General features: G+C 69.4%; 23 protein-coding genes, 1 pseudogene and 1 riboswitch. Of the genes and pseudogenes, 5 read left to right on the top strand and 19 right to left on the bottom strand.

The annotated features are described in order from the left end of the window. Window positions 1-6 precede the first annotated feature (6 nt). A complete protein-coding gene (locus ACWPN3_RS10285; RefSeq protein WP_492261330.1) occupies window positions 7-981 on the top strand; it encodes an alpha/beta hydrolase in 975 nt (324 codons plus the stop codon). A gap of 6 nt (window positions 982-987) precedes the next feature. Here the strand turns inward: ACWPN3_RS10285 and ACWPN3_RS10290 are convergent, their stop codons facing one another. After that, window positions 988-3507 (bottom strand): TonB-dependent siderophore receptor, encoded by a 2520-nt coding sequence (locus tag ACWPN3_RS10290; RefSeq protein ID WP_492242688.1) that lies wholly within the window; start codon window positions 3505-3507, stop codon window positions 988-990. A 155-nt stretch (window positions 3508-3662) separates the two neighbouring features. Between ACWPN3_RS10290 and ACWPN3_RS10295 the strand changes: the two genes are divergently transcribed. Further along, window positions 3663-4196: an RNA polymerase factor sigma-70 gene (locus ACWPN3_RS10295; RefSeq protein ID WP_109447244.1), complete on the top strand. Its 534-nt coding sequence runs from the start codon at window positions 3663-3665 to the stop codon at window positions 4194-4196. Between the two features lie 290 nt (window positions 4197-4486). Here ACWPN3_RS10295 and ACWPN3_RS10300 read toward each other — a convergent pair whose 3' ends face one another. The 6 genes from ACWPN3_RS10300 to ACWPN3_RS10325 all read right to left on the bottom strand — a co-directional run bounded on the left by ACWPN3_RS10300 (window position 4487) and on the right by ACWPN3_RS10325 (window position 10476). Then, complete coding sequence (locus ACWPN3_RS10300) at window positions 4487-5866, bottom strand: TonB-dependent receptor (protein WP_492261424.1); 1380 nt, start codon at window positions 5864-5866, stop codon at window positions 4487-4489. After that, on the bottom strand, window positions 5754-6662 hold the full coding sequence (locus ACWPN3_RS10305; protein WP_492261331.1) for a TonB-dependent siderophore receptor: 909 nt from the start codon (window positions 6660-6662) through the stop codon (window positions 5754-5756). Before ACWPN3_RS10305 ends, ACWPN3_RS10300 begins: the two co-directional genes overlap by 113 nt. 153 nt (window positions 6663-6815) lie before the next feature. After that, entirely contained in the window at window positions 6816-7421 is a 606-nt protein-coding gene (locus tag ACWPN3_RS10310) for a (2Fe-2S) ferredoxin domain-containing protein (protein WP_492261332.1), read from the bottom strand. Window positions 7422-7631: 210 nt separating this feature from the next. Next, window positions 7632-8660, bottom strand: coding sequence for a FecCD family ABC transporter permease (locus ACWPN3_RS10315; RefSeq protein ID WP_492242691.1), 1029 nt, complete (start codon window positions 8658-8660; stop codon window positions 7632-7634). Further along, the gene (locus tag ACWPN3_RS10320; protein ID WP_109447236.1) at window positions 8657-9643 is read right to left on the bottom strand and encodes an ABC transporter substrate-binding protein; all 987 of its coding nucleotides are present in this window, start codon (window positions 9641-9643) and stop codon (window positions 8657-8659) included. The genes ACWPN3_RS10315 and ACWPN3_RS10320 overlap by 4 nt, the downstream gene beginning before the upstream one ends. Beyond that, a complete protein-coding gene (locus tag ACWPN3_RS10325; RefSeq protein ID WP_492261333.1) occupies window positions 9640-10476 on the bottom strand; it encodes an ABC transporter ATP-binding protein in 837 nt (278 codons plus the stop codon). Before ACWPN3_RS10325 ends, ACWPN3_RS10320 begins: the two co-directional genes overlap by 4 nt. Before the next feature lie 123 nt (window positions 10477-10599). Continuing rightward, a riboswitch (cobalamin riboswitch) is annotated at window positions 10600-10833 on the bottom strand. Window positions 10834-10980: 147 nt separating this feature from the next. Between ACWPN3_RS10325 and ACWPN3_RS10330 the strand changes: the two genes are divergently transcribed. From ACWPN3_RS10330 to ACWPN3_RS10340, 3 genes are all read left to right on the top strand, one after another. Further along, window positions 10981-11535: a DUF2946 family protein gene (locus tag ACWPN3_RS10330; RefSeq protein WP_492261334.1), complete on the top strand. Its 555-nt coding sequence runs from the start codon at window positions 10981-10983 to the stop codon at window positions 11533-11535. Between the two features lie 137 nt (window positions 11536-11672). After that, window positions 11673-13868 (top strand): TonB-dependent receptor, encoded by a 2196-nt coding sequence (locus tag ACWPN3_RS10335; protein ID WP_492242694.1) that lies wholly within the window; start codon window positions 11673-11675, stop codon window positions 13866-13868. 399 nt (window positions 13869-14267) lie between these two features. Further along, window positions 14268-14870 (top strand): energy transducer TonB, encoded by a 603-nt coding sequence (locus tag ACWPN3_RS10340; RefSeq protein WP_492261425.1) that lies wholly within the window; start codon window positions 14268-14270, stop codon window positions 14868-14870. Between the two features lie 582 nt (window positions 14871-15452). On the opposite strand, the pseudogene ACWPN3_RS10345 reads toward ACWPN3_RS10340, so the two are convergent. From ACWPN3_RS10345 to ACWPN3_RS10400, 12 genes and pseudogenes are all read right to left on the bottom strand, one after another. Beyond that, a pseudogene (locus ACWPN3_RS10345) lies at window positions 15453-16088 on the bottom strand (acyl-CoA dehydrogenase family protein); the annotation flags it as partial. Window positions 16089-16118: 30 nt separating this feature from the next. Beyond that, the gene (locus ACWPN3_RS10350) at window positions 16119-17033 is read right to left on the bottom strand and encodes an ABC transporter substrate-binding protein (RefSeq protein ID WP_492261335.1); all 915 of its coding nucleotides are present in this window, start codon (window positions 17031-17033) and stop codon (window positions 16119-16121) included. 129 nt (window positions 17034-17162) lie between these two features. Continuing rightward, window positions 17163-17948: a class II aldolase/adducin family protein gene (locus ACWPN3_RS10355; protein ID WP_492242698.1), complete on the bottom strand. Its 786-nt coding sequence runs from the start codon at window positions 17946-17948 to the stop codon at window positions 17163-17165. Between the two features lie 26 nt (window positions 17949-17974). Continuing rightward, a complete protein-coding gene (locus ACWPN3_RS10360; protein ID WP_492242699.1) occupies window positions 17975-18934 on the bottom strand; it encodes a D-isomer specific 2-hydroxyacid dehydrogenase family protein in 960 nt (319 codons plus the stop codon). A 6-nt stretch (window positions 18935-18940) separates the two neighbouring features. After that, window positions 18941-20065 carry an LLM class flavin-dependent oxidoreductase gene (locus tag ACWPN3_RS10365; RefSeq protein WP_492242700.1) on the bottom strand — a complete coding sequence of 375 codons (1125 nt, stop codon included), beginning with the start codon at window positions 20063-20065 and terminating at the stop codon, window positions 18941-18943. A 62-nt stretch (window positions 20066-20127) separates the two neighbouring features. Continuing rightward, window positions 20128-21141: an ABC transporter substrate-binding protein gene (locus ACWPN3_RS10370; RefSeq protein ID WP_492242701.1), complete on the bottom strand. Its 1014-nt coding sequence runs from the start codon at window positions 21139-21141 to the stop codon at window positions 20128-20130. Window positions 21142-21167: 26 nt separating this feature from the next. After that, complete coding sequence (locus ACWPN3_RS10375) at window positions 21168-22058, bottom strand: ABC transporter ATP-binding protein (protein WP_492242702.1); 891 nt, start codon at window positions 22056-22058, stop codon at window positions 21168-21170. A gap of 6 nt (window positions 22059-22064) precedes the next feature. Further along, window positions 22065-22796: an ABC transporter permease subunit gene (locus ACWPN3_RS10380; RefSeq protein ID WP_492242703.1), complete on the bottom strand. Its 732-nt coding sequence runs from the start codon at window positions 22794-22796 to the stop codon at window positions 22065-22067. 239 nt (window positions 22797-23035) lie between these two features. Next, window positions 23036-23926 carry a LysR substrate-binding domain-containing protein gene (locus ACWPN3_RS10385; RefSeq protein ID WP_492261336.1) on the bottom strand — a complete coding sequence of 297 codons (891 nt, stop codon included), beginning with the start codon at window positions 23924-23926 and terminating at the stop codon, window positions 23036-23038. A 30-nt stretch (window positions 23927-23956) separates the two neighbouring features. Then, window positions 23957-24940 (bottom strand): ABC transporter substrate-binding protein, encoded by a 984-nt coding sequence (locus tag ACWPN3_RS10390; RefSeq protein ID WP_492242705.1) that lies wholly within the window; start codon window positions 24938-24940, stop codon window positions 23957-23959. Beyond that, entirely contained in the window at window positions 24930-25778 is an 849-nt protein-coding gene (locus ACWPN3_RS10395) for an HAD-IIB family hydrolase (protein WP_492242706.1), read from the bottom strand. Before ACWPN3_RS10395 ends, ACWPN3_RS10390 begins: the two co-directional genes overlap by 11 nt. Further along, window positions 25775-26665 carry a TauD/TfdA dioxygenase family protein gene (locus tag ACWPN3_RS10400; protein WP_492261337.1) on the bottom strand — a complete coding sequence of 297 codons (891 nt, stop codon included), beginning with the start codon at window positions 26663-26665 and terminating at the stop codon, window positions 25775-25777. The genes ACWPN3_RS10395 and ACWPN3_RS10400 overlap by 4 nt, the downstream gene beginning before the upstream one ends. Window positions 26666-26667 lie beyond the last annotated feature (2 nt).

Below are 26667 nucleotides of genomic sequence, written 5' to 3' on the forward strand. Positions count from 1 at the left end.
TGATCGATGCCTGTGAACCCCGATATTGCCGCCTTCCTCGCGCTCGCAGCGGGTGGACGCGAGGACGGCAGGATGAAACCGATGCACGCCCTGTCGCCGGCGGAGGCCCGGCTCGCCTTCGAGCACACCTCCCGCATGATGGACCCCGGCGGCGAGCCGGTGGAGCGGGTGGAGGAGCTGTCCATCCCGACCCGCGACGGTGCCGTGCTGCCGGCCCGTCTCTATTCCGCCGACCGGACGGCGAGCCCGGCTCCGGTTCTGCTCTTCTTCCACGGCGGGGGCTATGTCGTCGGCAGCCTCGACTCCCATGACGGGCTGTGCCGGGCGATTGCGTCGAAGAGCGGGATTGCGGTCCTGTCGGTGGGCTATCGGCTGGCTCCGGAGCATCGCTTTCCCACGGCTTTCGACGATGCGCTGGACGCGCTGGACTGGCTCGGCAGGGCTGGTGCGGGACTGGGGCTCGACGGCGGTCGTCTGGCGGTGGGGGGCGACAGCGTCGGCGGCAGTCTCGCCGCGGCGATCAGCCTGAGGGCCGCCGCAGATCCAGGCCTGCCGCGCCCGCGTCTGCAGGTGCTGATCTATCCGGTGACCGACGCCACGGCCGACACCGCTTCGTTACGCCGGTATGGGGAAGGGCATCTGCTGGAGCGGGCGACCTTGGAGTGGTTCTATCGTCATTATGCCGGTGAGGAGGCCGACCGGCGGGACGGCCGCTTCTCGCCGCTGTTGGCGGAGCCTTCACCCGCTGTCGCGACCTCGCTGGCGCCGGCTCTGCTCGTGCTGGCCGAATGCGATCCGCTGGTCGACGAAGGGATCGCCTACGGGCACAAGCTGGCGGCGGCCGGCGCTCCCGTCGATGCGCGGATCTATGCCGGGATGACTCACGATTTCCTGCGGATGGGGGCCCTGGTGGATGAGGCGGAAGAGGCGCAGGATTTGATCGCCGATGCGATGCGCCGGCATTTGGCCGAGACTGGCTGACGGTCGTCACCAGCTGTAGGACAGGGTGGCCAGAACCGCACGGCGGTTGCCGTAGAAGACGGAGTTCTCGTAGAATCCCGGCGAGAAATAGCGTCGATCGAAAAGGTTGGTCGCGGTCACGGTGAGACCGGCGCCCTCGAGTGCCGGGCGGAGCCGTCCCAGATCGTAGCCGAGGCTGACATCGACCAGCATGTAGGAGGGGACGCGCATGCTGTTCGCGGCATTGTAGGTCGCGCCGACATAGCGCATCCCGATACCGGCGGTCAGACCGCCGGCCGCTCCCTCGTCGATATGCCGCCGCAGCCAGATCGCGGCGGCATGACGCGGCACCGAGGCCACCCGCTTCCCCGTCCTGTCGGTTCCGCCAGGGTAGGGCGTGTCGCGGGTGACCCGCGCGTCGGTGTAGCTGTAGGCCGCCGTCAGGTCGGTCGTGGCATCGAGAGCCGCCTTCGCCTCCAGTTCCACGCCGCGCGACCGCACCTCTCCGGTTTGGATGGAGTAGCCGGGATTGTCCGGATCGGCGGCAGTGAGGTTGCGCTGAACTGCACGGAACAGGGACAGGGTGAAGAGACCGTCGAAGCTCTCTGGCCGGTAGCGCAGCCCGGCTTCCAACTGTGTTCCCCGGCTCGGCGAGAAGGGGTGGCCCTGCACGTCGCTGTCGCTGTTCGGCTGGAAGGAGGTCGAGTAGCCGGCATAGGGCGTCAGGCCGCTTTCGAAGCGGTAGGCCAGCCCGACGCGTTTGGTGAAGGCCCGGTCGAACTGCGTTGTCTCCACCAGAGGACCATCGGACAGCCTGCCGACAGTCCCGGTACGGCTCCAGTCCAGCCGGCCACCGAGCGTCAGCCGCCAATTGCCGGCAGCGATTTCGTCCTGGGCATAGAGGCCGGTCTGGCGGATGCGGTCGGTCAGGTCGCGGGCAAGCGTCGCGTCCCAGCCATAGGAGCCGCCATAGACCGGCTCGAACACGTCGAGCGCATCGGCCACCGTGCCGTTCCGCCGCGTCTCGTGCGCCCGGTAGCGGCCATGATCGATGCCCGCCAGCAGGCTGTGGCGCAGCGGGCCGGTGGCAGCGTTGCCCTGCAGGCTGGTATCCGTCAGCAACGTCGAACTGGTCTTGGGCCGGTCCTGCAGCCCGAAGCGGTAGTAGCGGTCCGCTTCCAGCAGGCCCGACGACGCCCAGCTCGACAGATAGCCGACGCGGCTGCGGCTGTAGCGCAGGGTCTGATTCAGCGTCCAGTCCCCGGTCAGGGCATGCCGGATGTCGTAGCCGGCCGACAGGCTTCGCGAACGGTAGGAACTCAGCCCAGGATAGCCGAGGAACAGGCTCGAGCCCAGGCGGCCGTATGGATTGTCCAGCACCGTCCCCGCTGCCGGAAAGCTCTGCTCCGCCCCCATCTTTCGGAAATCGAGCCAGCTCGCGAGCAGCGTGATGTCGGTTTTTTCGCCAGCGGACCAGGACAGGGCGGGCGCGACATAGAGGCGGTCGTCCGGGGTGCGTTCGATCTGCGTGCCGCTTCGTCGTGACAGCATGGTCAGGCGATAGCGAAGCGTCCCCTCGGCGTCGATCCGGTCGCTGAGGTCGGCCGTGACCTGCCTCCGGTCATGGCTTCCGCCCTGCAGCTGGAGCCGATGGAGCGTGCCGCCGGTCGGGCGCTTGCTGATCAGGGCGATGGCTCCGCCGGGCGGCATGGCCCCATAGAGCGTGGAAGCAGGGCCTTTCAGCACCTCCACCCGTTCCACGCCGAAAGGCTCGTACTCCAGCCCATAGGGGTTGTAGCCGCTGCGCAGCCCGTCGATCATGACGGATTCCGAACTCTGGCGGAAACCGCGAACGAAGACGTCGATGGCACCCTGGCCACCGGGGTAGTCGATGGGGCGAACCCCGGCGCTGTAGGAGAGGGCGGCATTGATGTCCTGGACGTCGCGCCGGTCCAGATCCTCCCGCGTGACGATGGAAATTGCTTGCGGCGATTCCTCGATGGGCATTGCGGTTTTGCCGGCGCTGCCGCTGTGGCTGGGGAGCCGCGCTGCCTGTCCTGCGGACGACGGGCGGCCTTCCACGGTCAGGACCGGAAGAAATCCGGGGTTCTCCTGAAGCCGGCCGATCGTCACCATCCCGTCCCGCATCTCGAAGGCGAGGTCGGTTCCGCTCAGCAGGATGGAAAGGGCGTCCGCCGGATTCATCTTCCCCGACAGCGCACGCGAGCGGCGTTCGGCGAGAAGGTCGGGGCTGTAGAGAATCTGCAAGCCGGTCTGGCGGCCCAATCTGGTCAGCGCCTCCCGAAGGGGCAGGGCAGGGATCTCCAGCAGCATCTCCTGAACTGCCGGCTGTCCAATGTCGGACGGAGCGGGAGCCGGGTCGATGGAGGTCGAAAGGGCAGGGGTGGGCAAGCCCAGCGAGGCCGTCCAGAGCGCCGTCCAGCCGGCCCCGACCCTGCAGGCCGCCAGCCAGCCGAGCGTGGGAGGGTGGTGGCCGGCACCCCGGATTCGGGTGGTTGGGCGGAGCCCCGCGAGACGATCGGTCATCCAAAGCCCCTACAACGCACGCTGGAAACAGCACGGAGAAATTCTGCCGTTTCCTTGTTTGCAAATGATTGTCAGTTGCATTAGCCTGCGGCAGCTTGTCAAGCCAGAGGGATTGCAACCCCAACCGTGGCTTCACTCTGCACAAGGAACTTTCCATGCGACAGGTCGGATCCGTCGAAAGCCAGACCCTGTGCGACGTCTTCACCACGCACCGGCGCTCGTTGATCGGAGTAGCCGAGCGGATCACCGGTTGTCGCCACCATGCCGAGGATGTTGTCCAGGACGCCTTTCTGAAGCTTCTGGGTGCGGAATCGACCAGTTCCATCCGGGCCAAGGCGGGTTACCTGATGATGGTCGTCCGCAACCTGGCAATCGATCATTACCGCCGGAAGGGCATGGAGTCACGCTTGCTCGTAGCGGAGGAGGAAGGGCAGGCGGTAAGCACGCCGGAGGCGGCGTCGCCGGAAAGCGTAAACGTGAACCGTCAACTTCTGCAGACGCTCGAATCCGCTCTGGCCGATCTGCCGGAGCGGACCCGCTATGCCTTCGAGATGCACCGGATCCACGGCCATAGCCAGAAGGACATCGCGGCCACCCTCGGTGTATCGCCGACGCTGGTCAACTTCATGATTCGCGACGCGCTGATCCATTGCCGCAAGACGATGAAGCGAATTGACCCATTGTCCTGAACGGCGGCCCGGTGCCGCGCCGTATCCATCACCGCATGCCCGCAGCATCGACGAATTGCGGAAAGCCGTCGGCTCCATCTGCGACCTCCACACATCCGAGGAGTGCAGGAACCACCTCCGGCACACAACATATGCGTCAGATTAAACGCTCGAAACCTTAAACGCGCTTGGGCTGATCGCCCCGGTATTCGCCGGCCGGCCGGCATGCGCGTGTGCGGGCCCCGGCGTGCCCCGCGGTCTGCACCGCAGGGCGTGACGGGCAGGGGAGGCCCGGGCGGAATGCCGAGAGGTCAGAAGGTCATCGAGAGGGCCAGTTCCGCCGAGCGCGGACGGCCGAGCACCCAGCTGGTGTTTCCTCCGGCCACGGCATAGACCTCGTCGAACAGGTTGAAGGCGCGCAGGCTGAGCTTGGTGTTGTCGGTCGGCCGGTAATCCAGCCCGGCATTGACCACCGTGTAGGAGGGCCGGACGCTGGTGTTGGCGGCGTCGGCGTAGGTCTTGCCGACATACTGCACGCCGGCCCGCACCTCCCAGCCCGGCAGGAAGGACCAGTTCGCCCAGACATTGGCGGTGCGCTCCGGCACGCCGGTCGGCACGTTGCCGGCATAGGACACGGCGCGGCCCGACACCGTCTGGGTGAAGTCGTCATATTTGGCCCGCAGCAGCGCGCCGTTCATGTCGACCCGCACGCCTTCCCACAGGCCGAGCGACAGGGACGCTTCCAGCCCGCGCGAGGACTGCTGTCCGACCTGCACGGTCACCGCCGGCTGGTTGGGGTCGGTGGTCAGCAGCTTGTCCTTGACGATGCGGTAGGCGGCCAGCGTCCACTCGCCACGCCCTTCGAGGAAGGATTGCTTGACGCCGATCTCGATCTGCCGCCCGGTGGACAGATCGAAGTCCTTCTGCGTCGGCGACAGCGAGATCAGATTGCCGACCGGGTCGACGGCGGTGGCGTACTGGCCGTAGAGGGCCAGACCGGGAACGACCTCGTACACCGCGCCGGTCCTCCAGCTGGTGGCGCGGAAGTCCTTGGTGTAGGCGGTTCCCGCCGCCAGATCCCAGCGCTCGACGGTGGGGGCGTCGTAGCGGATGCCGCCGACCAGCGACAGCTGCGGCGTCACCGCCAGCCGGTCCTCGGCGAACAGGGAATATTGGCGGGTGCGCGACCGGCTGCGCGGAGAGGTGCCGGCGGTGTTGAGGAACAGGCCGGGCGCCGGGTCGAACGGATCGACCGTGCTGGACCCGCCATAGGGCGAGTTGTTGGTGTGCTTGAACTCGATCCGGTTCAGGTCGAAACCGCCGACCATCTCGTTCTTCATGCCGAAGACTCTGTTGCGCCAGGTCGCATCGAAGCGGTCACCGACCTGCCGCTGGTCGTGGTAGATCTCGATGTAGCTGCTGCGCTGGATGCGCCGGGTGGCCGCGGTCCAGGCGTAGCTCTCCACGTCCTTCCAGTGGCGGTGGCTGGTCAGGTGGTAGGCGGTGTTGCGCAATGTCAGCGCGTCGGACACCGCCCATTCGGCCTTGAGCTGGGTCCAGTTGTCGCGATAGCGGATGTCACTGTCGGCCACGTTGAAGTTGCGGTGCCGCAGCGCGCGGTCGAGGCTGCCCGCGATCAGCGGCGTTCCGAAATACTCCTGCGGCTGCTGGTCGCCATAGTCGTTGGACAGGGTGAGGGCCAGATCCGGTGTCGCCTGGAGCTTCACCGCGCCGGACAATGCGAGAAGTCTTCGTGTCGCCGCGATCGACCCAGCCGTTGGAGCGGTTGCCGCTGGCGTCGAGCCGGTAGGACAGCTTTTCCCTCAGCGGACCGCCGCTGCCGAAGGCGGCGCGCCGGGTGCCGTCGGTGCCGATGGCGACGGTCGCCTCGTTGCGGACATCGGTGGTCGGGCGCTTGGGCACCACATTGACCACGCCGCCGATGGCACCCTCGCCATAGAGGACGGAGGCCGGGCCGCGCAACACCTCGATGCGTTCGGCCGACCATGCGTCGAACGGAAAGGTGACGGTGCCCGACCCGACATAGAGCCGCGTCCCGTCATAAAGCTGCATCACCGAGCCGTGGCCGGCGAAGCCGCGCGTCGCCAGCGACGATCCGCCGTTGCCGGGAGCCGCCAGCGTGGTGAAGCCGGTGGCGTTCTGGGTGACGGCCTCCGTCACGCTGGTCTGGCCGCGATCGCGGATGGTCCGGCCGTCGATCACCTCGACGCTGGCCGGAGTTTCCAGCGGGGTCAGGCCGAGGCGGCTGCCGCCGGTGTTCGGCCGGTCGAGCGCCAGCCCGGCGGCGTCGTCCGCCGCCCGGCCGGTGACGGTGACCGGGTCCAGCGTCACCGGCGGTTCGGATTCGGCCGCTCCGGCCGCCGCGGGGCCGAAGGAGGCGGCGACCAGGAGCAGTGTCGCCAGGGAACCGGAGCGGTGGCGGTTGTGCCGGCCGGAAACGATGCGGGCAGGATGGGCAGGAAGCATGGACAAAATCCCCCAGGATGAAAAAGGACGAGAAAGGGCATTCCGCGAAGTCGGTGCTTCGCGGCTGACAGGTGTGCGGGGTGCTGGGTGGACGGCGCCGGCGCCGTTCGGTCGAGTTGAAAAGCCGGACGGCCGGCATTCAGGGAGGCAGGATCACCCCATGGGGGCGTCCTCCGCCTGCCCCACCGGGCGGTTGCTGTGGAGGATGTCGGCGGTTTCAGGTGTGTCGGACAGCAGGAGGCCGGTGACGATGCGGTCGATCTTCGCGGGCGTCAGGTCGCCGTACCAGACGGCGTCGGGCTGGACGACCAGCAGCGGTCCGCGGTTGCAGGGGTAAAGGCAGCTCGTCCGCGCGCACATCACCCGGCGTGGACCGGCGTTCAGGGCGCGGTGCCCTTTCATCACCGTGCGCAGATGCTGGTACAGCGGCTCGGCACCGCGATGCAGGCAGCGGGCACCGACACAGACGAAGACCTGACGGCCATGTTCGGGGATTGCCGACCAGCCGGGCTTGCCAAGGCTGGGCTCGGTCTCGCGAACGTCCTTCGCAAGGCTGTCCGACGGCCCTCCGGCGATGCAGGTGAGGGCGATGCGGTCGATGGCGGCGGGCAGGTCGAGCGCGCTTTCCACCGGCGGTGCCAGCCGGACGGCCATCGCCGTTCCGGCCGCCGCCGCCCAATGGCTGAGCGCGCCCGGCAGCCACGCCGACAGGCTGGGATCGGCCGGCACCATGGCGGGAATGACCAAGGCCTCGGCCACGCCCTCCCGCTCCAGAATCCGCGAGCACGCCGGGCAATGCCGGGCCGGACAGGTCGGCGTAAGCGGTCGCCACAGTAACGGCTTCGCCGCGCGCGGTGTGCCGGCCGGCCAGTGCCGTCGCGAGTGCCTTCAGGGCCTGCCCATGGTCGAAGGAGGCGCGTCCGTAGAGGACGATGGCGCGCCTGGACGGCGGGTTTGCCTGGGTCTGCGTCATACCGGGCTTCTCCGCCGCATCAGCCACAGGAAGAATGTGCCGCCGACCAGCGCCGTGACGATGCCGACCGGGATCTCGCGCGGGGCGAACAGGGACCGGGCAGCGACGTCCACCCACAGCAGGAGCAGCGCCCCGCCCAGTGCCGCCACCGGCAGCAGCGCCCGCAAATGGCCCCCGACGAGCATCCGCGCGATGTGGGGCACCACCAGCCCGACGAAGCCGATGCCGCCGCAGGCCGACACCAGCGCTCCGGTCATCAGGGCGGTGACGAGGAAAAGCTCCAGCCGCAGGCGCCCCGGATCGGTGCCGAGCGAGCGGGCGGCATCGTCGCCCAACGCCAGCGTGTTGACGGTCTCCGCCCGCAGCCACAGCCACAGCAGCCCGCCGACGACCAGTACCGCCGGAACGGGCAGGACGCTCCAGCGCGCGGTGCCGAAGCCGCCCATCATCCAGAACAGCGCGGCGTCGGCGCCGCGATCCGTCGCCATGACGATCAGGACATTGGTGACGGCGTGCAGGATGAAGGCGACTGCGACGCCGGTCAGCACCAGCCTTTCGCTGGTCACCACGCCGTCGCGCCCGCGTGCCGCGGCGAAGACGGCCAGCATCGCCGCGAGCGCACCGAGGAAGGCGGCGGCCGGCAAACCCAGCATTCCGGCGACCGCGCCGGCATAGAGCAGAACGGTCACCGCCCCCACCGAGGCGCCAGCCGACACGCCGAACAGATAGGGGTCGGCCAGCGGGTTGCGCGTCAGCACCTGAAGCACGGCCCCAACCGCCGCCAGTCCGGCACCGGCCAGCGCGCTAAGCAGCACGCGCGGCAGCCGCAATTCCCAGACGATGTTGCGCTCGGCCCGGCTGACGTCGGCGGGCGGGGCCAGCGCCGGCCACAGCTCGTGCACGACCACCGCCCAGACCTTGGGGATGGGGACGCGTGCGGCGCCGAACCCGACGGCAGCCACCGCAGACAGGGCCAGCGCGGCGGCCAGGATCAGCGACAGGCCCAGCAGGCGGGAGCGGTTCATGGCGTGAAGCGCTCCGGGTGCAGGGTCCGCGCCATCCGCTCCAGCGCCTCGACATTGCGGGTGGAGGGCGTCTGCTCGGCATAGGTCAGCACGATGAACTGCCGCTTGCGCACGGCCTCGACGTCGGCCAGCTGCGGTGCCGAGGTCAGATGGCGGATGGCGTCCTCGGCCGGGATCCGGTGCGCGCTGACGATGATCCATTGCGGATCGCGCCACACCATCTCCTCCCAGCTCACCCGGACATAGCTGTCAGGGATGTCGTCGAAGATGTTGCGCCCGCCGGCCAGAGCCATCAGCAGGCTGGTCATCCCTTCGCGCCCGACCGACAAGGGGGGCGCGTCTGTGTGGCACTGGTCGCAGTACATCACGCGCGGCCGGTTGGCGACGCCACCGACACGCTCCGTGATGGCGGCGACGCGGCGGCGGAAATCGGCGACCATGGCCTCGGCACGCTCCGTCACGCCGAAGATGGCGCCCAGCGCCAGCAGGTCGGCGTAGAGCGTGTCCATGCTGATCGGCTCGCGCGGGCCGATGCGGATGCAGCTTTCCCGCAGCGTGTAGGTCGCCACGCCCATTTCCGCCAGCCGGGCGGGGGTGAGGCCGCGCGCCTGATTGAAGCCATAGCTCCAGCCGGCGAACAGGAAGTCCGGATTGACAGACAGCACCGCCTCCAGCGTCGGCGCGCGGTCGGGCAGCCGGGGCAGCGCCGCGACCACGCCCGGCGGGGCGACCAGCCGGTGCTCCACCCCCTCGATGCCGGAAACGGCGACCAGGCGGTCGGCGAGGCCGAGATCCAGCATGGTCTGCGTCATGTTGGTGTCGTGGACCATCGGCCGCTTGGGGGCCGCGGCGAAGCGGGCGGTCTCGAAACAGTTGGCGACCTCGACCGGATAGGTTTGGGCGCAGGCGCCACCGGCTTGCAGGGCGAGGGCCAAGGCGAAGACCGTGGCGAGAGGCGGAGCGCCGCGGAGAAAGCGTCTCATCGTGCTGGCTCCGTAAGAGGCGACATCAGGGGCGACAGGTCGATGCGCAGCCGGCCGTCATCGGGGCGGCGGTCAACCGCCGCAGCGACGCGGTAGACGGCGGTCAGCCGGGCGGGGGTCAGTGCGTCCTCCGGCGCGGCATCGGCCTGGAGCCGGCCGTCGGCCAGCAGCAGGATGCGGTCGCACCAGCGGGCCGCCAGCTCGATGTCGTGCAGCGTCGCCACGACGGTGATGCCGAGCGCGCGCACGAGGTCGAGCACGGCGAAGCGGTGGTGGATGTCCAAATGGTTGGTCGGCTCGTCGAGCAGCAGGATGCGCGGACGCTGGGCCAGGGCGCGGGCGATCATCACCCGCTGGCGTTCGCCGCCCGACAGCTGTTCGACTGCCCGCCCGGAGAGCCCGGACAGTTCCAGCCGGTCCAGGGCGTCGGCGACGATGGTGCGGTCCTCCGCCCCGGCTGCGGCGAAGGGGGAACGGCGGTGGGCCAGGCGCCCCATGCCGACCACGTCGCGCACGGTGAAGCCGAGTGCTGCGGTCAAATCCTGCGCCTGGAGCGCCAGCTGGCGGGCCAGCTCGACCGGCCGCAGGGCGCGCGGATCGTCGCCGTCGATGAGAACCCGGCCGGCGGACGGGGTTTGCAGGCCGGCGAGGCAGCGCAGCAGCGTGGTCTTGCCCGAGCCATTCGGCCCGAGAATGCCGAGGATTTCACCGTCGGAAACCGAGAAACCGATGTCCGACAGGACCATGCGGCCGGCCAGCCGGCACCCCAGCCGCTCCACCGCGATGGTGGGGGGAGGGACCGATGCCTCTGTGGGGAGGGACGCTGACGCCATGCGTGCTTCCTGTCTTTGCGGACGGGGAGGCGTGGCGGACGTCTTGCGGAGCATGCGACGCGACCGGAGCGGAATCCGGGCACACGCATGGCAAGCGTTCCACCGGGACACCCCGCCCGAGGACGTTTCGTTGTGGTGCTGGCAGGTCTCCTGGCTTGCGGGTCATCGCCGTTCCGTCCGGCCTTCCCAGCGCCGATGGGCGCCAGTGGCTTGAAATGACGGTACGGCTCGCCGCTCACAGTTGCGGGGGCAGCCCCGGCCTCACCGCATTCCCCTTCGCAGGGTTGGCAGCTCACCGGGTTCCCTCTTAGCTTCCGGTGGCGAACCGCCGGAAGAACCAGAACCGGGACCATTCATGAGCGACGCGGCGCCCGGTCAAGCTTTGCGAACGAACAAAAGCATCGGAGAGTCCATATACAGAACGTTATGTTATAACATAACATAACGTGCCCTCATGCGGCCTGCAAGGAGAAGTTCGCCGGCGAATTTTGGGCCTGCGGGAAAATGCCGCTGATCCCGACTGCGGCGCTTCGGCTAATGTGCCGCACCCAATGCGTGCGGTTGCACGTGCGATGGGCAAGATGGATCGATGCACGGATCGGCATGAGCGCGACCCAGGACAGACTGCGACCCACGCGACGGGCCGGCCTTGCGGCCGGTGCGATTGCGCTGCTGTTGCAGGTCGTCGCCTGGGCCTGGATGCCCGCCGTCATCGCATCCGCCAATGCGGCCGAGAGCAGCCGGATCGTCATCTGCACGCCGGATGGGTTCAAGACCGTGGTTATGGACGACCACGGAATGGCAGGCGATCCGGCAGGCGACGAGAGCAATTCGGCGCAGAACGATTCGGGCCAAGGCGATCTGCTCCGAGGCAATCTGCTGATGTCGGGCGGCTCCTGCCCGCTCTGTCCGCTGATCGGTGGATTGGCGCTGCCGCCGCCGGATCTGCGGATGACGCGCTCGTCGGTCGGGCGCCACAGCCCCGAAGCCTTGCCCGGCGACGTGATCGCCGCCGGCTGGTTCCTCTCCACCCTCCAGGCCCGCGCGCCACCGGTCTGAGGCCGGAATCGCGGGTCGCCGCGCGGGATATCCGCGCGGCGACCCGCCCTTGCCGACCTTTCCTGTTCGCAGCCTTGCACACCCTTCGCACCGATGGCGCGGGGCCGTGTTCGGCTGGCCTCAGATCGAGATGTTCCATGATGTTGCGTTTCGCCGCGGCCGGCGCCCTGCGCGCCGCCCTGCTGTCCGGTGCTGCCCTCACCGCACTGTTTCCCACCGCTCTGTCCGCCCAGACCGTTTCACCGCTTGCCCAATCGCTTCCGGCGATTTCCGTGATCGCAGGCCCGGACGATGCCCTGGCCGCCGGCACCGCCCTGGGCGGGGATGGGCTGGCGGCCCGCCGGCCCACCACCGGAGACGTCGCGGCCCTGCTGCGCGGCCTGCCCGGCGTCAGCCTCTACGGCAATGGCGGCGTGTCGAGCCTGCCGGCGTTGAACGGGCTGGGTGCCGATCGCGTCAATGTGCTGGTCGACGGCGCGCCCGTCGCGCCCGCCTGCCCCAACCAGATGAACCCGGCGCTGTCCACAATCACGCCGACGCGCCTGTCCAAGATCGAGGTTCTGGCCGGGATCACGCCGGTCAGCGCCGGCGGCGACAGCATCGCCGGCACCATCGCCGCCGAAAGCGCGCCTCCGGTCTTCGCTCCGGCGGGGGAGGCGGTGCACACCGAGGGCAAGCTGTCGGCCTCCTACCGGTCGAACGGCCGTGGCGTGACGGGGGCTGCCGAGGCGTCCGTCGCCACCGACAGCCTCAGCCTGGGCTACAGCGGATCCTGGAGCCGGGCCGGCAACTACAAGGCCGGCGACGGCCAGACCGTCCGCTCGACCCTCTACAACGTGCAGGACAATGCGGTGACGTTCGGGGCGCGTCGCGACGGGCATCAGGTCACGCTGCAGGGCGGCATCCAGACCATGCCCTACCAGGGCTTTCCCACCCAGCGCATGGATCTGACCGACAACCGCACCGTCTTCCTGAACGGCCGGTACGAAGGCGCCTTCGACTGGGGAAATCTCGACGCCCGCGCCAACTGGCGGCGGACGCGGCACACCATGAATTTCCTTGAGGACAAGGGCGGCAGCGCCGGCGGCGGCATGCCGATGGACACGCTGACCACCGACGCCGGCTATTCGGTCAAGGCGACGCTGCCGCTGTCGGCGCGCGACACCCTGCGCGTCGGCAACGAGCTGCGCCACACCCATCTCGACGACTGGTGGGACCCGGTGGCCGGCAGCAGCATGATGAGTCCGCTGACCTACTGGAACGTCAAGGACGGCTCCCGCAACCGCCTCGGCACCTTCGCCGAATGGGAGGCAAGCTGGTCGCCGGCCTGGACGACGCTGCTCGGCGTGCGCAACGACGTGGTGTGGATGGACACCGGTGCCGTGCAGCCCTATTCCTGGCAGAACAGCATGGGCATGGGCATGGGCATGATGGCGATGGCCAACCCCGATGCGGCCGACGCCCGCGCCTTCAACGCCCGCGGCCATGGCCGCACCGACGTCAATTTCGACGCGACGGCCCTGGTCCGCTACACTCCCTCCGACACCAGCGCGATCGAAGCCGGCTATGCCCGCAAGACCCGCTCGCCCAATCTCTACGAGCGCTATGCCTGGGGCACCGGCGCGATGTCGAGCAGCATGAACGGCTGGTTCGGCGACGCCAACGGCTATGTCGGCAACCCCGACCTCAAGCCGGAGGTCGCCAACACCGTCAGCACCACCCTGTCGCTGCACGATGCCGCCCGCAAATCCTGGGAGGTCAAGCTGACCCCCTATTACACCTATGTGCAGGATTTCATCGACGTCGAGCGGATCGGCACGCTGAGCAACGGCTTCGTCAAGCTGCGCTTCGCCAACCATGACGCCATCCTGGTCGGCGCCAACCTGTCGGCGGCGGCCGGGCTGTACGAGGACGACAAGATCGGCTCCTTCCGCCTGTCCGGCGTGGTCGGCTGGGTGCATGGCCGCAACCTCGACACCGGCGATGCGCTCTATCACATCATGCCGCTGAACGCCCTGCTGACGATGGAACACCGGCTGGGCGGCTGGAGCAGCGCCGTCGAGGTGCAGGCGACCGCCCGCAAGGACCGGGTGGAAGCGGCGCGCAACGAGCCGAAGACGCCCAGCTATGCGCTGGTCAATCTGCGGACGGGATACGAGTGGGGCAATGTCCGGGTCGATGCCGGCGTCGAAAATTTGTTCGACCGTCAATATTCCCTGCCGCTGGGCGGTGTCGACTATGCCGATTTCCGGGCAGGGGGAAGCCGGGGCACGATCGGCGCGCTGCCGGGAGCGGGGCGGTCCTTCATCGCCGGCATGACGGTGAAGTTCTAAGGCGGACCGTCCGTCGCACCGCGCCTTACCCTGCCGAAGGTCCGCTCCATGCCCAAGCACCGGACGATTGCAGCCTTGCCCCGTCTCGCTGCGGAAACGGCCCCTGTTCCATCGGCCGCCCGGAGCTGGGCGGCGCGGTGGAGCCTGCCGTTGTCGCTCGCCTTGCACGCGGGGGTGATCGCCCTTGCGGTCGGTCTGCAATCACCGCCGGCTCCCCTGCCGGCGGTGATTGCGGTGGAGCTTTCCTTCGTCGCGGCTGCGGCAGAACCGGTGCCGCCGTCGGAGCCCGTTGCGGAAAGCATCAAGGCCGCGGAGGAGGGTGTCCGTCCGGAGCCGGTTCCGGACCCTGCGTCCGAGCCGCCGCAGCAACGGGAATCGGAGCCGCCTCCCGATGCCCCGATGCCACCGCTCGCCGACACACCAATCGCCGACACACCGGTCGCGGAGCAACCCGCGCTGGTCCCGGCGGAGCCGCTCAAGCAGGAAACCCCGCCGCCCGTCCGGCCGCCAATTCCGGCACGCCGGCCATCGCCCGGCCTCCCGCAGCGGACCCCGTCTCCCACCAGGGCCCTGCCGGCCGCACTCCCCCCGACGGACAGAGCCGGGCGCGCCGCTCAGCCGGCGGCGCAGGCGTCATCCGCACCGGCAACCCAACCAGCCGCTCCGGCGGCGGATTCGGCACCACCCTCGGACCCGCCTGCCAATTCCGACAGGCAGGCGGCCGATTACTTCGGCACGATCCAGGCCAGGCTGGCCCGTCACAAGATCTATCCGCAGGCCGCGCGCCTGAAGCGGGAGGAAGGCACCGTGCTGGTCCGCTTCACCATCGTCGCCGACGGCACCATCACGGGCTGGGCGATTGTCCAGGGATCGGGGCATGGCAGCCTCGACCGGGCTGCGGAGGAGATGATCCAGCGTGCGTCGCCGCTTCCCGCCATCCCTGCCGGATTGGGCCGCAACCGGATCGACATCACGCTTCCCGTTCGCTACGCGCTGCAATGAGCGCTTGCCGCTCACCGTGACAAAGCGGCCCGTCCGGCGCCGGTCAGGATCATGTCGTTCTGCGGGGCATGGACACGGGCGCACAGGACATCGCGGTGATGGCGCTCCAGCGGGTTGTCGCGTGACAGGCCGGGATTGCCGGTGACTTCCAGCGCCTTCGCCACCGCGTCGATGGCGTTGTTGGTCACCGTGTATTTCACCAGCAGGGCGTCGCTCTGCGAGGGCGGCGTGCCGCTGTCCACCGCCGCCGACAGGGAGCGCAGGAGGATGCGGTTGGTCAGCAGAAGTCGACTCGATCCCGCCCAGAGCCTCTTGCAGGCGGGGGACGGTGGCGAGCGACGCACCGTTCAGCCCCGTCGGCTTGCGGGCGTGCAGGAAGCTGACCAGCCAATCGCGGGCGGAGCGGGCGATGCCGTCATAGACACCGCTGAACAGGGCGGCCATCCAGGCGGTGGCGACCGCGTCGGGGGCGGCCCAGCCGGCGGGCGGGCGCAGCTCGCCGGCATGGTCGTCGGGAACGAAGACGTCGTGGAACACCACCTCGTGGCTGCCGCTGGCCCGCATGCCGATGTGGTTCCAGCTTTCCCGCACCTCGATCCCCTGTTCGGCGAGGCCGGTGCCGCGCGGGACCACCCAGGTGCCGACCAGCGGTTCCACATCGTCGGTGCGGGCCCAGACACCGAGCCAGGACAGCGCCGGAATGCCGGTGGAGTAGATCTTGGTGCCGGAGATGCACCAGCCGCCCGGCACCTTGCGCGCCACTGTCGCCGGCAGCCCGCCGCGGTGCGGCGTGCCCAGTTCCGGCTCCACCCGCAGGATGTTGATCAGCGCGCCGTCGGTCGCGGCGGTGCGGGCGATGCGCTCACGCAGCGCCTCCGGCCAAGCGGACCCGCGCCAGAGCTGGTTGTGGATAACGTATTGCAGCACCAGGACCAGCGCGGTGGACGGTTCGCCGGCGGCGATCCCGTTGACCACAGCAAGCGCATCGCGCAGCCCGCCGCCCTTGCCGCCCGCCGCTTCCGGGGTGACCAGCGCCGGAAGCCCGAATGTTGCCAGCCGCTCGAAATTCTCGAAGGGGAAGCTGGCGGTGGCGTCATGTTCCGCGGCTCGCGTCGCGAACTCCGCCGACAGGGTGGCGATCAGCGAGGGGTCGACCGCCGGGGCGGGGACGGTCCCGGCGAACGGAGAGGCCGGAAAGGGCAGGTCGTCAAAGGGCATGGCAGGCAATCCCGCTACAGTGGAGCCGGTTCAGGCGAGGTCGACCGTGATGCGCCCGGCGAAGCGCTGGCTGTCGGTCGAACGCTTGATGACCGACACGCTCTTCAGCTCGTCGGTGTAGAGCGCCAGCTGCTGGCGCAGCTCGTCGCCGATGGGGGTGACGTTGTGGGCGTGGCTGCGCAGCATCGCCTCCAGCTCCTCCACCGGGAATTTGGGGGCGAAGGGGGCATAGGCTGCGGCGGCGGCGCGCAGGTCGGCGTAAGCCGCGTGCTGCGCCTCGATCAGCGCTGTGGTCAGCGCCTTGGCCGCCGGGCGGTTGTCTCGCAGCAGGCTGCCGCGCACGCCGACGAGGCAGCAGGTGCGGGTGGCGAACTCGCCGCAGACGTTGTTGGTGATTTCCACCATCTGCGGGTTCTTGGTCTGGCTCCACACCAGCGGGTCGCCGTCGGCAATGGCGTGGATTTCCCCCTTCTCCACCGCCAGCCCGAGCAGGTCAGCGGGGAACTGGCGCCATTCGACGTCCTTGTTGGGGTCGAGGCCGAACTTGGTCAGCACGACCGAGAAGAAGTTCTTCGACGGGCTGGCCATGTCGCTGACGCCGATGACCTTGCCCGGCAGGTCGAGCACCGTCTTCACCCCGGCTGCCTTGGCCCCGAACAGCCGCATGCAGCCGCCATGCAGGCCGGCGGAGATCTTCACGTCGAAGCCCTGCTCCAGCGGCTTCAGCCAGCGCAACGCCATGCCGACGCCGGCATCGGCCTTGCCGGTGGCGATGGCCTCCAGCAGCTGGTCGGTGGAGCCGGTGAAGTTGACCAGCTCGACCTCCAGCCCGTGCTTCTTGAACAGGTCGAGCTGGAAGGCCAGCGGCACGGCGGAGAAGCAGACGGCCCCGGCGTTCCACGACAGGCGCAGCGGTTCCGCCGCCGCCGCCCGACGGCGCAGCACGAAGGGGGCGGCGAGGGTGATGGCGCCGGCGGTGATCAGGCCGCGGCGGGACAGGGGACGGGAAAGGGGAGGTGCCGGATTTCGCGGTCATTGGTCTTGTGCTTTCGCGAAAGGTGGGACGGGAACGGTTCAGTCGAGCAGGTCGGGTTCGGCCGCGACGATCCACTCCCACAGCGGGTGGAAGTTGTAGGCGCCGCCCTGGTGGGTGCCGACCTGGGAGCGGGTCAGCAGGGCCGTCTCATGGTCAATGGGCTGGGGCCGGCCGGCGGCCTCGGCCAGCAGCTGGGTGTGGGCGGCGTTGTCGGCGCTGATGAACCACCATGCGGCGGCTTCCACCGTCGGGCCCACGGTGAGCAGGCCGTGGTTCTTCAGGATCGCCAGCTTCCGGTCGCCCAGCGCCTCCACCAGCCGCTTGCCCTCACCCTCGGTCAGGACGACGCCGGAATAGGGGTCGAAGATCACCTGATCCTCATAGAAGGCCGCCGCATCCTGGCTCAGCGGGGCGAGCGGCTGGCCCAGCGCCGACCATGCCTTGCCGTAGGTCGAATGGGTGTGGGCGGCGGCCACCACGTCGGGACGCGCCCGGTGGATGGCGGAATGGATGGTGAAGCCGGCCTGGTTGATGGCGCGGTCGCCGTGCAGGATGGTGCCGTCGCCGTCGACCAGATGCAGGTCCGACACCCGGATGGTGCGGAAATGCTGGCCCAGCGGGTTGATCCAGAAGCGGTCGGGATGCTCCGGATCGCGGGCGGTGACATGGCCGGCCAGTCCCTGGTCGAAGCCGTAGCGGCCGAACAGGCGGAAGGTGGCGGCGAGCCGCTGCTTGCGGTGCTGCCGCTCCTCCTCGACGCTGGTGTAACTGACCGGATCGACCGGCGGCCAGAATTTGCGCGGTCTCGGCTGGATATGGGTCATCGGGCGGGGGCTCCGTCTGGAAAGGGTCAGTAGCCGGTGCCGGCGTCCACCACGTCGCGCAGCGGTTCGCCGCGCGCGTAGGCGTCGAGGTTGGCGAGGATGCGGTCGGCCAGCCGCCGCTCGAAATCCGGGGCGGACCACGAGACGTGCGGCGTCAGCCGGATCGCCGGATGGCGGTAGAAGGGGTGACCGGCGGGCAGCGGTTCGGGGTCGGTGACGTCGAGCGTGGCGTGGGCGACCCGGCCGCTCTCGATGGCGGCGAGCAGGGCGTCCTGATCGACCAGCGCGCCGCGGGCGACGTTGACCAGATGCAGCCCCGGCTTGGCCTGCGCCAGCAGGCCGGCACTCACCAGCCCGCGGGTGGCGGCAGTCAGCGGCAGTGCGAGCACCAGATGGTCGCTGACCGCCGCCAACTCCTCCAGCCGGTCGAACGGTTCGACGCCCGGTTCCGGCTCGGCCCAGCCGGAGCGGCGCACCGCCCCGACGGCCATCCCGAAAGCGAGCGCCCGCTCGGTCACCGCCCGGCCAATGGCGCCGAAGCCGGCCAACCCCAGCCGCTTGCCGGAGATGCTGCCCAGCGTCTCACGCCGCCAGTCCTCCGGTCCGGCAAGGCGGATGGCCTCCCACCGCTTCTCAACGGTCAGGATCGCCGTCATCGCGTAATCGGCGATGGCCGCCGCCGACACGCCGCGGGCGCAGGTGACGACCGGGGCGCCACCGAGCAGCCAATGCGGGTAGAAATCCATGCCGGTGGACGCCGACTGGATCCAGCGCAAGCCCTTGCCCCAGCCGGTGGGAGGGGCGGCGGGCGCCTCCTCCCACCCGATCAGCGGACGGGTCAGCAAAACCTCGACCCCGGTTGGGACCTGCCACGGTGCGTGGCCGGCCTCATGCGTCAGCACCGTGGGGCGCGAGGGGTGGGCGGCGATGCGCTCCCCCACAACGGGGCCAAGCTGGTTGAGGATGACCGGAGACCGCGCTGGCACGATGCCTCACTCCGCAGCGACGGCCTGGGCGCGCTGGCGCTCGGCCACCAGCTGGCGGACGCGCGGCAGCAGGTCGCGGCCATAGGCGATGGCGTCTGGCAGCGGGTCGAAGCCGCGGATCAGGAAGGTGGTGACGCCGAGGTCGTAATAGTCGAGCAGGGCGTCGGCGACCTGATCCGGCGTGCCGACCAGCGACGTGGAGTTGCCCTTCGCCCCGGTCAGGGCGGCGATGGCGGTCCACAGGCGCTTGTCGTGGCGATGCCCCTTGTCGGCGATGGCGAGCAGGCGGCGGGCGCCCTCGTTGTTCGGCAGGTCGCCGCGGGTGAAGCCGGTCTTCTCCAGCAGCGCCTTGGCCTTTTCGTAGATGGCCTCGGCCTTGGCCCAGGCGGCGTCCTCGGTCTCGGCCAGGATCGGGCGCAGCGACAGGCTGAAGGCCGGCTGCGGACGGCCCGCCTTGGCGACGGCGGCACGCACGCGGGCCAGAAGTTCGCGCACCTGATCGTGGGTCTCCCCCCACACCGCATAGGTGTCGGCATGGCGTCCCGCCACCTCGACCGCCGCGGCGGAGGCGCCGGCGATCCACACCGGGATGCCCGACGGGTTGTAGGGCTTCACCTGCGAGAAGGCCTTCTCGACCTGATAAAAGCGGCCCTGATAGTCGAAGGGCTTGTCGCTGGTCCATTCGGCGCGGACGATGTCGAGGAACTCGGAGGTGCGGGCATAGCGGTCGTCCTTGTCGTCCACAAGGTTGCCGTCGCGGGCAAGCTCGCTGCGCTCGGCGCCGGTGATGACGTTGATGGCGACGCGGCCGCGGCTCAGCTGGTCCAGCGTGGCGAACTGGCGGGCGAGGATGGTCGGCGCCTGGAAGCCGGGGCGGTGGGCAATCAGCACGCCCAGCCGGTCGGTGACGCTGCTGATGTGCTGGCTGACCTGAAGGCTGTCCGGCGCATCGGCATGGAAGGCCTGGAGTACGGAATCGAAGCCGCCCAGCTCATGCGCCTTGGCGACCGTCTCGATATAGTCGCGGTCCACCACCGGGCCCTGGCGCGGGATGATCTCCGATGCATTGTGGTTGCCGACGAAGCCGACGAAGCGGAGCGGATGGGCGGAGGCACTGTGGGAGGCGGTCATGGCGGTGGTTCCCTTTTTATGGCTGGCGAGGGATTGGGGTGGCGCCAACTGGCCGATAGGGCTCAGCTGAGCGGACGCGACAGGATGTCGGTGAAGCGGCGGTCGAAGGCCGGGGCAATGTCGATGCGCTTCGGCAGGACGCCGAGCTGGTGGAAGGTGTCGGCGACGTTCTGGGCCGAGGCGATGTCGGCATCGGTGATCGGCGCCAGATCGCGCTGGCGTGAATTCTTGCGCAGGATTTCCAGGTCGGTTTCGACCGGCACGCCGATGGCGGTGGAATGGACCTGTGCCCAGCGCTCCAGATTGGCGGCGCGCCAGGCGAAGGCGCGGCGCAGCCGCAGGAAGTAATCGCCGATGGCGGCCGACTTGCCAGGATCGGCCAGCGCGTCGGGCGAGGCGAGATACAGGTAGTTGCCCGACAGGTAGCCGTTGGAAGTGACGAGGACCCGCGCGCCCTTCTTGATGGCGAAGGGCACCGAATAGCCGTAGATCGCCCAGGCATCGAGCGCGCCCTGCTCGAAGGCGGCCTGTCCCTCCGACGGGGTCAGGCTGATCGGCTGGATGTCGGTAAAGCGCAGCCCGGCTTCGCCAAGCATCTTGGCGAGATAGTATTGCGTGGTGGTTGCGCGGACATAGCCGACGCGCTTGCCCTTCAGGTCGGCGACCGATTTGATCGGGCTGCCGGGCGGCACCAGCACCACCTGCCAGTTGACGTCGTCCTTGACCACCGCGACGATGGACAGGCGGGCGCCGGCGGCGATGCCGAAGGCGGGCGGGATCTCGCTGCTGGAGCCGACGTCGATGGAGCCGGCGTTGATCGCCTCGACGATCAGGTTGCCCGATGCGAACTCGGCGAACTGCGACCGGAAGCTGGACCCGGCATTGCCGGACGCCTCCAGCGCCAGCCCGTCCAGCGCCTTGTAGTCGGCGATGTGCAACACGGTTTCGGAGGCTGGGCCGGAGGCACCCTGTGCAAGGCCGGGCAGGGTGCCCAGCGCCAGGGCGCCGCAGGCTCCGCGCAGCAGAGTGCGGCGGCTGAACGGGGAGGCGGGGAGGCGGACAAGATCGGTCGTCATGGCGTCGGGTCCGTCGGCGTAGAGGGTCAGAGGCTGGGTGCGGCGGCGGCACCGGCGGGCAGGCCGTAGCCGCCGGGCCTTGCACCGGCTGTCTGGGCGCCGGTTGCCTGGGTGCCGCTTGTCCTGGTGTCGGTTGCCGTGGCGTCGGTGCGCTGCGGTTCCCGTGCGGCCAGATGCTCCTCGTCGACGCCCAACTCGGCCAGCAGGCGAGAGCGCAGCGCGATGAAGCCGGGGTCGCCATGGCGCCGCGGACGGGCGAGCGGGATCGGGATGTCGGCGGCGATCTTGCCGTCCGCCATCACCACGGCGCGGTCTGCCAGCAACAGCGCCTCGTCCACGTCGTGGGTCACCAGCAAGACGGCGGGGGAATGGGCGCGCCACAGCGTCTCCACCAGACCCTGCATGCGCATCCGGGTCAGCGCGTCCAGCGCCGCGAAAGGCTCGTCCAGCAGCAGCAGGCGCGGTTCACGGACCAGGGCGCGGGCCAGCGCCGCCCGCTGCGCCTCGCCGCCCGACAGGGTCAGCGGCCAGGCATTGGCGCGGTGGGACAGCCCGACCTCCGCCAGGGCCGCGAGGCCGCGGGCTTCGGCATCCGGACGGCGCAGGCCCAGCGTGACGTTGCGCAGCACCCGCATCCAGGGCACAAGCCGCGGCTCCTGGAACACCACGGCGCGCTCGTCCGGCAGTTGCACCGTGCCCTCCGGCGCCGGGTCCAGCTTGGCCAGGGTGCGCAGCAGCGTCGACTTGCCGCAGCCGGATCGGCCGAGCAGCGCGGTGAAGGAGCCGGGCTGAAGGTCGAGCGACAGGCCGTCCAGCACATTGCCGTTGCCGAAGTTGCGGACGAGGCCGCGGACGCTGACGACAGGCTTGCCGATGGTGGACTGGGAGGCGGGGATTCGGGAAAGGGCGTGGCTCATGGAGGGTCACTCCTTGATGAAGGCCGGGCGCCAGACCAGTGCCCTGCGTTCGATGACGCGGACGATCAGGTCGGCGAGCAGGCCGAGGATGGCGTAGACGATCAGGGCGACGATGATCACGTCGGTGCGCAGGAACTCCCGCGCCGTCATCGCCAGATAACCGATGCCGCTGGAGGCGTTGATCTGTTCGCCCACCACGAGGCTGAGCCACGCCACGCCGAGCGCGTAGCGCAGGCCGGTCAGGAAGGCGGGCAGGGCCCCCGGCAGGATGACCTGGGCGATCATCTCCCCCCTTGTCAGGCCCAGGGTGGAGACCGCCTCCACCACCTTGGCGTCGACGGTGCGGATGCCGGCGGACAGGTTCAGGTAGATCGGAAAAGCGGTGCCGAGTGCGACGAGCGCGATCTTCGGCGTCTCGCCGATGCCGAACCACAGGATGAACAGCGGAACCAGCGCCAGATGGGGCAGGGTGCGCAGCATTTGCAGCAGCGCATCCAGCGCATCCTCCCCCCGCCGTGACAGGCCGGCGATCAAGGCGCAGACGGTGCCGACCGACACGCCGATCGCGAGCCCGGCGCTGACCCGGCCGAGCGAGACCAGCAGATGCACCGCCAACTCGCCGCTGACCGTCAAGTCCCAGAAGGCCGTCAGGATCTGGCTGGGCGAGGGGATGGTGCGGGTGGAAATCCAGCCCAACCCGACGCTGGCCTGCCAGAGGACCAGCAGGGCCAGCGGCACCGCACAGCGGCGCAGACCCGCCGGAAGAGCCCCCGCCGGAAGCGTCCATCTCCGGGATCGGGATCCCGTTCGTTGGGTTGCGGTGGCTGCCGTCATGTTCCCTCCCGATGCCGGTCATTGCGGTGGCTACGGGAGAAAGCCTATTCCTATTGCGTGAATAGGAAAAACAAAAAACACAAACTGCAATGTTGAGAAAAACTTAAGTAACGTGAATTTTGTGTTGTTAATGTGCGCCCGCGTCACGCAGGACCGCGGCCAGCGAGTCCGCCAGAAATCCCGTGCAGACGGTCGACCGCCGGGTTGGCGGCGGACGGCGCGCGATGCAGTTCCAGCGGGACCGAGCCCAGTTCCGGCAGGTCATGATGCGGCTCGAGGGGCGCCAGCGTTTCGGGCAGGCCCAGCGGTGTGCGGATCGTGACGCCCAGCCCGGCTTCCACCGCCGCCCACAGGCCGGACAAGCTGGGGCTGGTGAAGGTGATGCGCCACGGGCGCCCGCCACCGTCCAGCCGCTCGATGCCGTGCTGGCGGAACATGCAGGGCGCGTCGAGCAGGGCCAGCGGCAGGGTGCTTTCCCGGTCGGCGCGGAATCCGTCCGGTGCGACCCAGGCCACCGGCAGATGGGCCAGAGTGGCCGCTCCGGTCGTCGTCCTTGCGGAATCGCCGCCGATCTCACCGAAGGCCAGGGCGAGATCGAGCGCCCCTTGCGCCACCCGCTCGCGCAGTTCGCGCCCGCGGCCGACCTGGGCCTCGACATGGATGCGGGGATGGGCGCGGTGGAAGGAGCCGAGCACGGATGGCAGCCAGCGTTCCGCCAAATCCTGGGGAAAGCCGACCCGCACGGTGCCCTCCATCGCCCGGCCGCGGGCGGCCGATAGCGCCTCGTCATTCAGGGCGACGATGCGGCGGGCATAGCCGAGCAGCAGGTCGCCCGCATCGGTCAGCGCCACCGTGCGGCCGGCCTTGCGGAACAGCGGCTGGCCGACCTGCTCCTCCAGCTTCTTCATCTGCAGGCTGATCGCCGACTGGGTCCGCCCCAGCCGTTCGGCGGCGCGGGCGAAACCGCCATGCTCCATGGCGATCACCAGCGCCCGCAGCACATCCATGTCGAGGTTGGTCGGAAGCATCGCCATCCCGCATCGCCTCCCTGCGGTTCGCCGCCGTCAGGCCGGCAGCGCGCTGTTGAAGCCGGGATCGAAGATCGCCGCCGCGTCCAGCCGCTTGGGAATGATGCCGAACTCGCGCCAGACGTCGGACGTCGCCTGCTGATCGGCGATGACCGAGGCGTCGATGGCGACCGGCCGCGCCCGCTCGACGCCGAAGGTGTGGCGGGCGATGGTGGGATCGACACCGACCGTCCTTGCCCAGATGCCGGCATAGGCGTCGCTGTTCTCCAGAGCCCACAGCCGGGCGGCGGCGAAGCGGCGGATCAGGTCGGTCAACGCCTCGCGCTTGGTGGAGATCGCCTCCAGCGTGGCGGATTGATAGGACAGACCGCTCATCAGGCCGGTGCCGGTGACGACCGCGCGGGCGCCGTCGACCAGCAGCGCCTGCGAGACATAGATGCCCCAGCTCGACCAGGCGTCGATGGAACCGGCGGCCAGAGCCGATTTGGCGTCGGACGGCAGCAGGAAGGCGATCTTCACGTCGTCCGGCTTCAGTCCGTTCGCCTTCAGCGCCGCCAGCACGAGGTAATGACCGATGGAGCCGCGCCCGGTGCCGATGGTCTTGCCCTTCAGGTCGGCGACGCTGCGGATGGGGGAGGAGCCCGGCACCAGGATGGTGGTGCTCTGCGGGTTGGAGCGGACGGCGCCGATGATCTTTGCCGAGGTGCCGGCGGCCAGCGCGAAGGTGGTCGGCGCGTCACCGGCATAGCCGACCTCGATGGCACCGGCGTTCAGCGCCTCCAGCAGCGGGGCGGCGGCCGGGAACTGGCTCCATTCGATGCGGTAGGGCAGGTCGGCCAGAAGCCCGGCCGCCTCGATCACCGATTGGACGCCCCCCTTCTGGTCGCCGACCTTCAGCACGGTGCCGGCGGGAATGGCAGCGTTCGCCGGCCGCAGGGGCGCGAGCCCGGCGGCGAGCGCGCCGACACCGAGGCCGAGAGCATGACGGCGGGTGAGGGAGAACGGTCGATCAAGGCTCATGATGGTCTCCTGCGGAGCGTGGCTCCGGGACAAGGGAGGGAGGGTTCCGCGCCGTCAGCAGCGCGTCGGCCAGCTCGACGAAGCCGTCGCCGCCGGGGCCTCGCGTGATCCAGGCCGGCGGCCGGGGGATCTCGGACAGGAAGTCGATGACCGTGCTGACGCCGACGGAGGTCGGGAAATGGGCGAACATCGGCGCGTCGTTGACCGAATCGCCGGCATAGGCGACGGTCTCCGGTGCGGCGTCGATGTCGAGGCCATGAACCTCGCGCATCACCCGGCGCGCCATGCCGAGCTTGTCGTAGCCGCCGAACCAGCCGAGCACCCATAGGGAATTGACCGTCACCTCCGCTCCGGCGTTGCGGAAGTGACGGACCAGCGCCGTTCGCAAGGCGGGATCGGAAGGAACGCGGAAGGCGAGGCTGCACAGGCGGAAAGGCTGGTCGCTCGCCAATTCCACCTCGGGCAGGACGGCGTGGATGGCCTGCCGCAGACGCTCCAGCCGCCTTGCGGCCACCGTGCGCTCCTCCTCCCCGTGCCAATAGCGCCGCTCGACATCGCCGTCGGCGGTACGGCGCAGGAACAAGCCGCCATTCTCGGCGATCACCCCGTCCACCGGCCACATGCGCGCCATCTGGTCGGCCCAGCCAGCCGGGGCGGCAGTGACCGGCAGGACCGGAATTCCGGCATCGCGCAGCCGCTCCAGAGCGTCGTAGGTTCGGGCGGACAGGCGGCCCCGGTGGGTGAGGGTGTCGTCCATGTCGGTCAGGACGAACCGCACGCGGGCCAGGGCCGCCGCCGGAGCCTTCGCCAGCGGACGCAGGGCGGCGATGACGGTCATGCGGCCACCGTCCGCCGCGGGTCCTGGCGACGATCCGCCGGCACGGCGATCTGGGTGCGGTGCATGCGGCGGCGCTGGTCCTCGGGGAAGGGGTCGCGGCGGTGCATGGTCCAGCGGTTGTCCCACATCACCAGATCGCCGACACGCCAGCGGTGGTGCCAGGCAAGCTCCGGCCGCACTGCCGCCGCCCAGATTTCATCCAGCAGCGCCTCGCTCTCCGCCACCGACAGGCCGGGGATGTGGGCATGGGGACGGCGGCCCAGCAGCAATGCCCTGGCCCCCGTCACCGGGTGGGCGATGACCAGCGGATGCACCGTGCCCGGCGAGGTGGCGACATCGGTCGGCGGGAGGAACCCCTGGCGCAGGTAGCCGCCGCTGTTGGTGGTGCTGTCATGCTTGATCGACAGCCCCTCCACCCGCCGTTTCAGCGTCGCCGGCAAGGCGTCATAGGCGGCGAACATGCTGAGGAAGCCGGTGTCGCCGCCCTCCGCCGGCACCTCCAGCGCATAGAGGCTGCTGGCGTAGGGAGGGGTCTCCAGATAGGTCATGTCGGCGTGCCACACCAACTCCCCCGCGCCCAGCGCGCCGATGGGCCGGCCATTCTCCGTGACGTTGGAGATGACGTAGACCTCCTCATGGCCCGGCGCGTGCAGCCGTCCATTCTCGGTGATCGGTGCTTTGTCGAGCGGACCGAAATGGGCGGAGACGCGGACGAGGTCTGCGTCCGACAGGGTCTGGTCGCGGAAGACCAGCACCAGATGGCGGTCCAGCGCGTCGGCAAGGGCCGAAGCCGTGCCGGTGCTGAACGGCTGCGACAGGTGGAGATTGCGGATCTCGGCACCCAGCGTCGGGGTCACCGGATGGATGGTGAGGTCTGGATCGGACATGC

Source organism: Azospirillum sp. UENF 111221 (assembly GCF_058780625.1).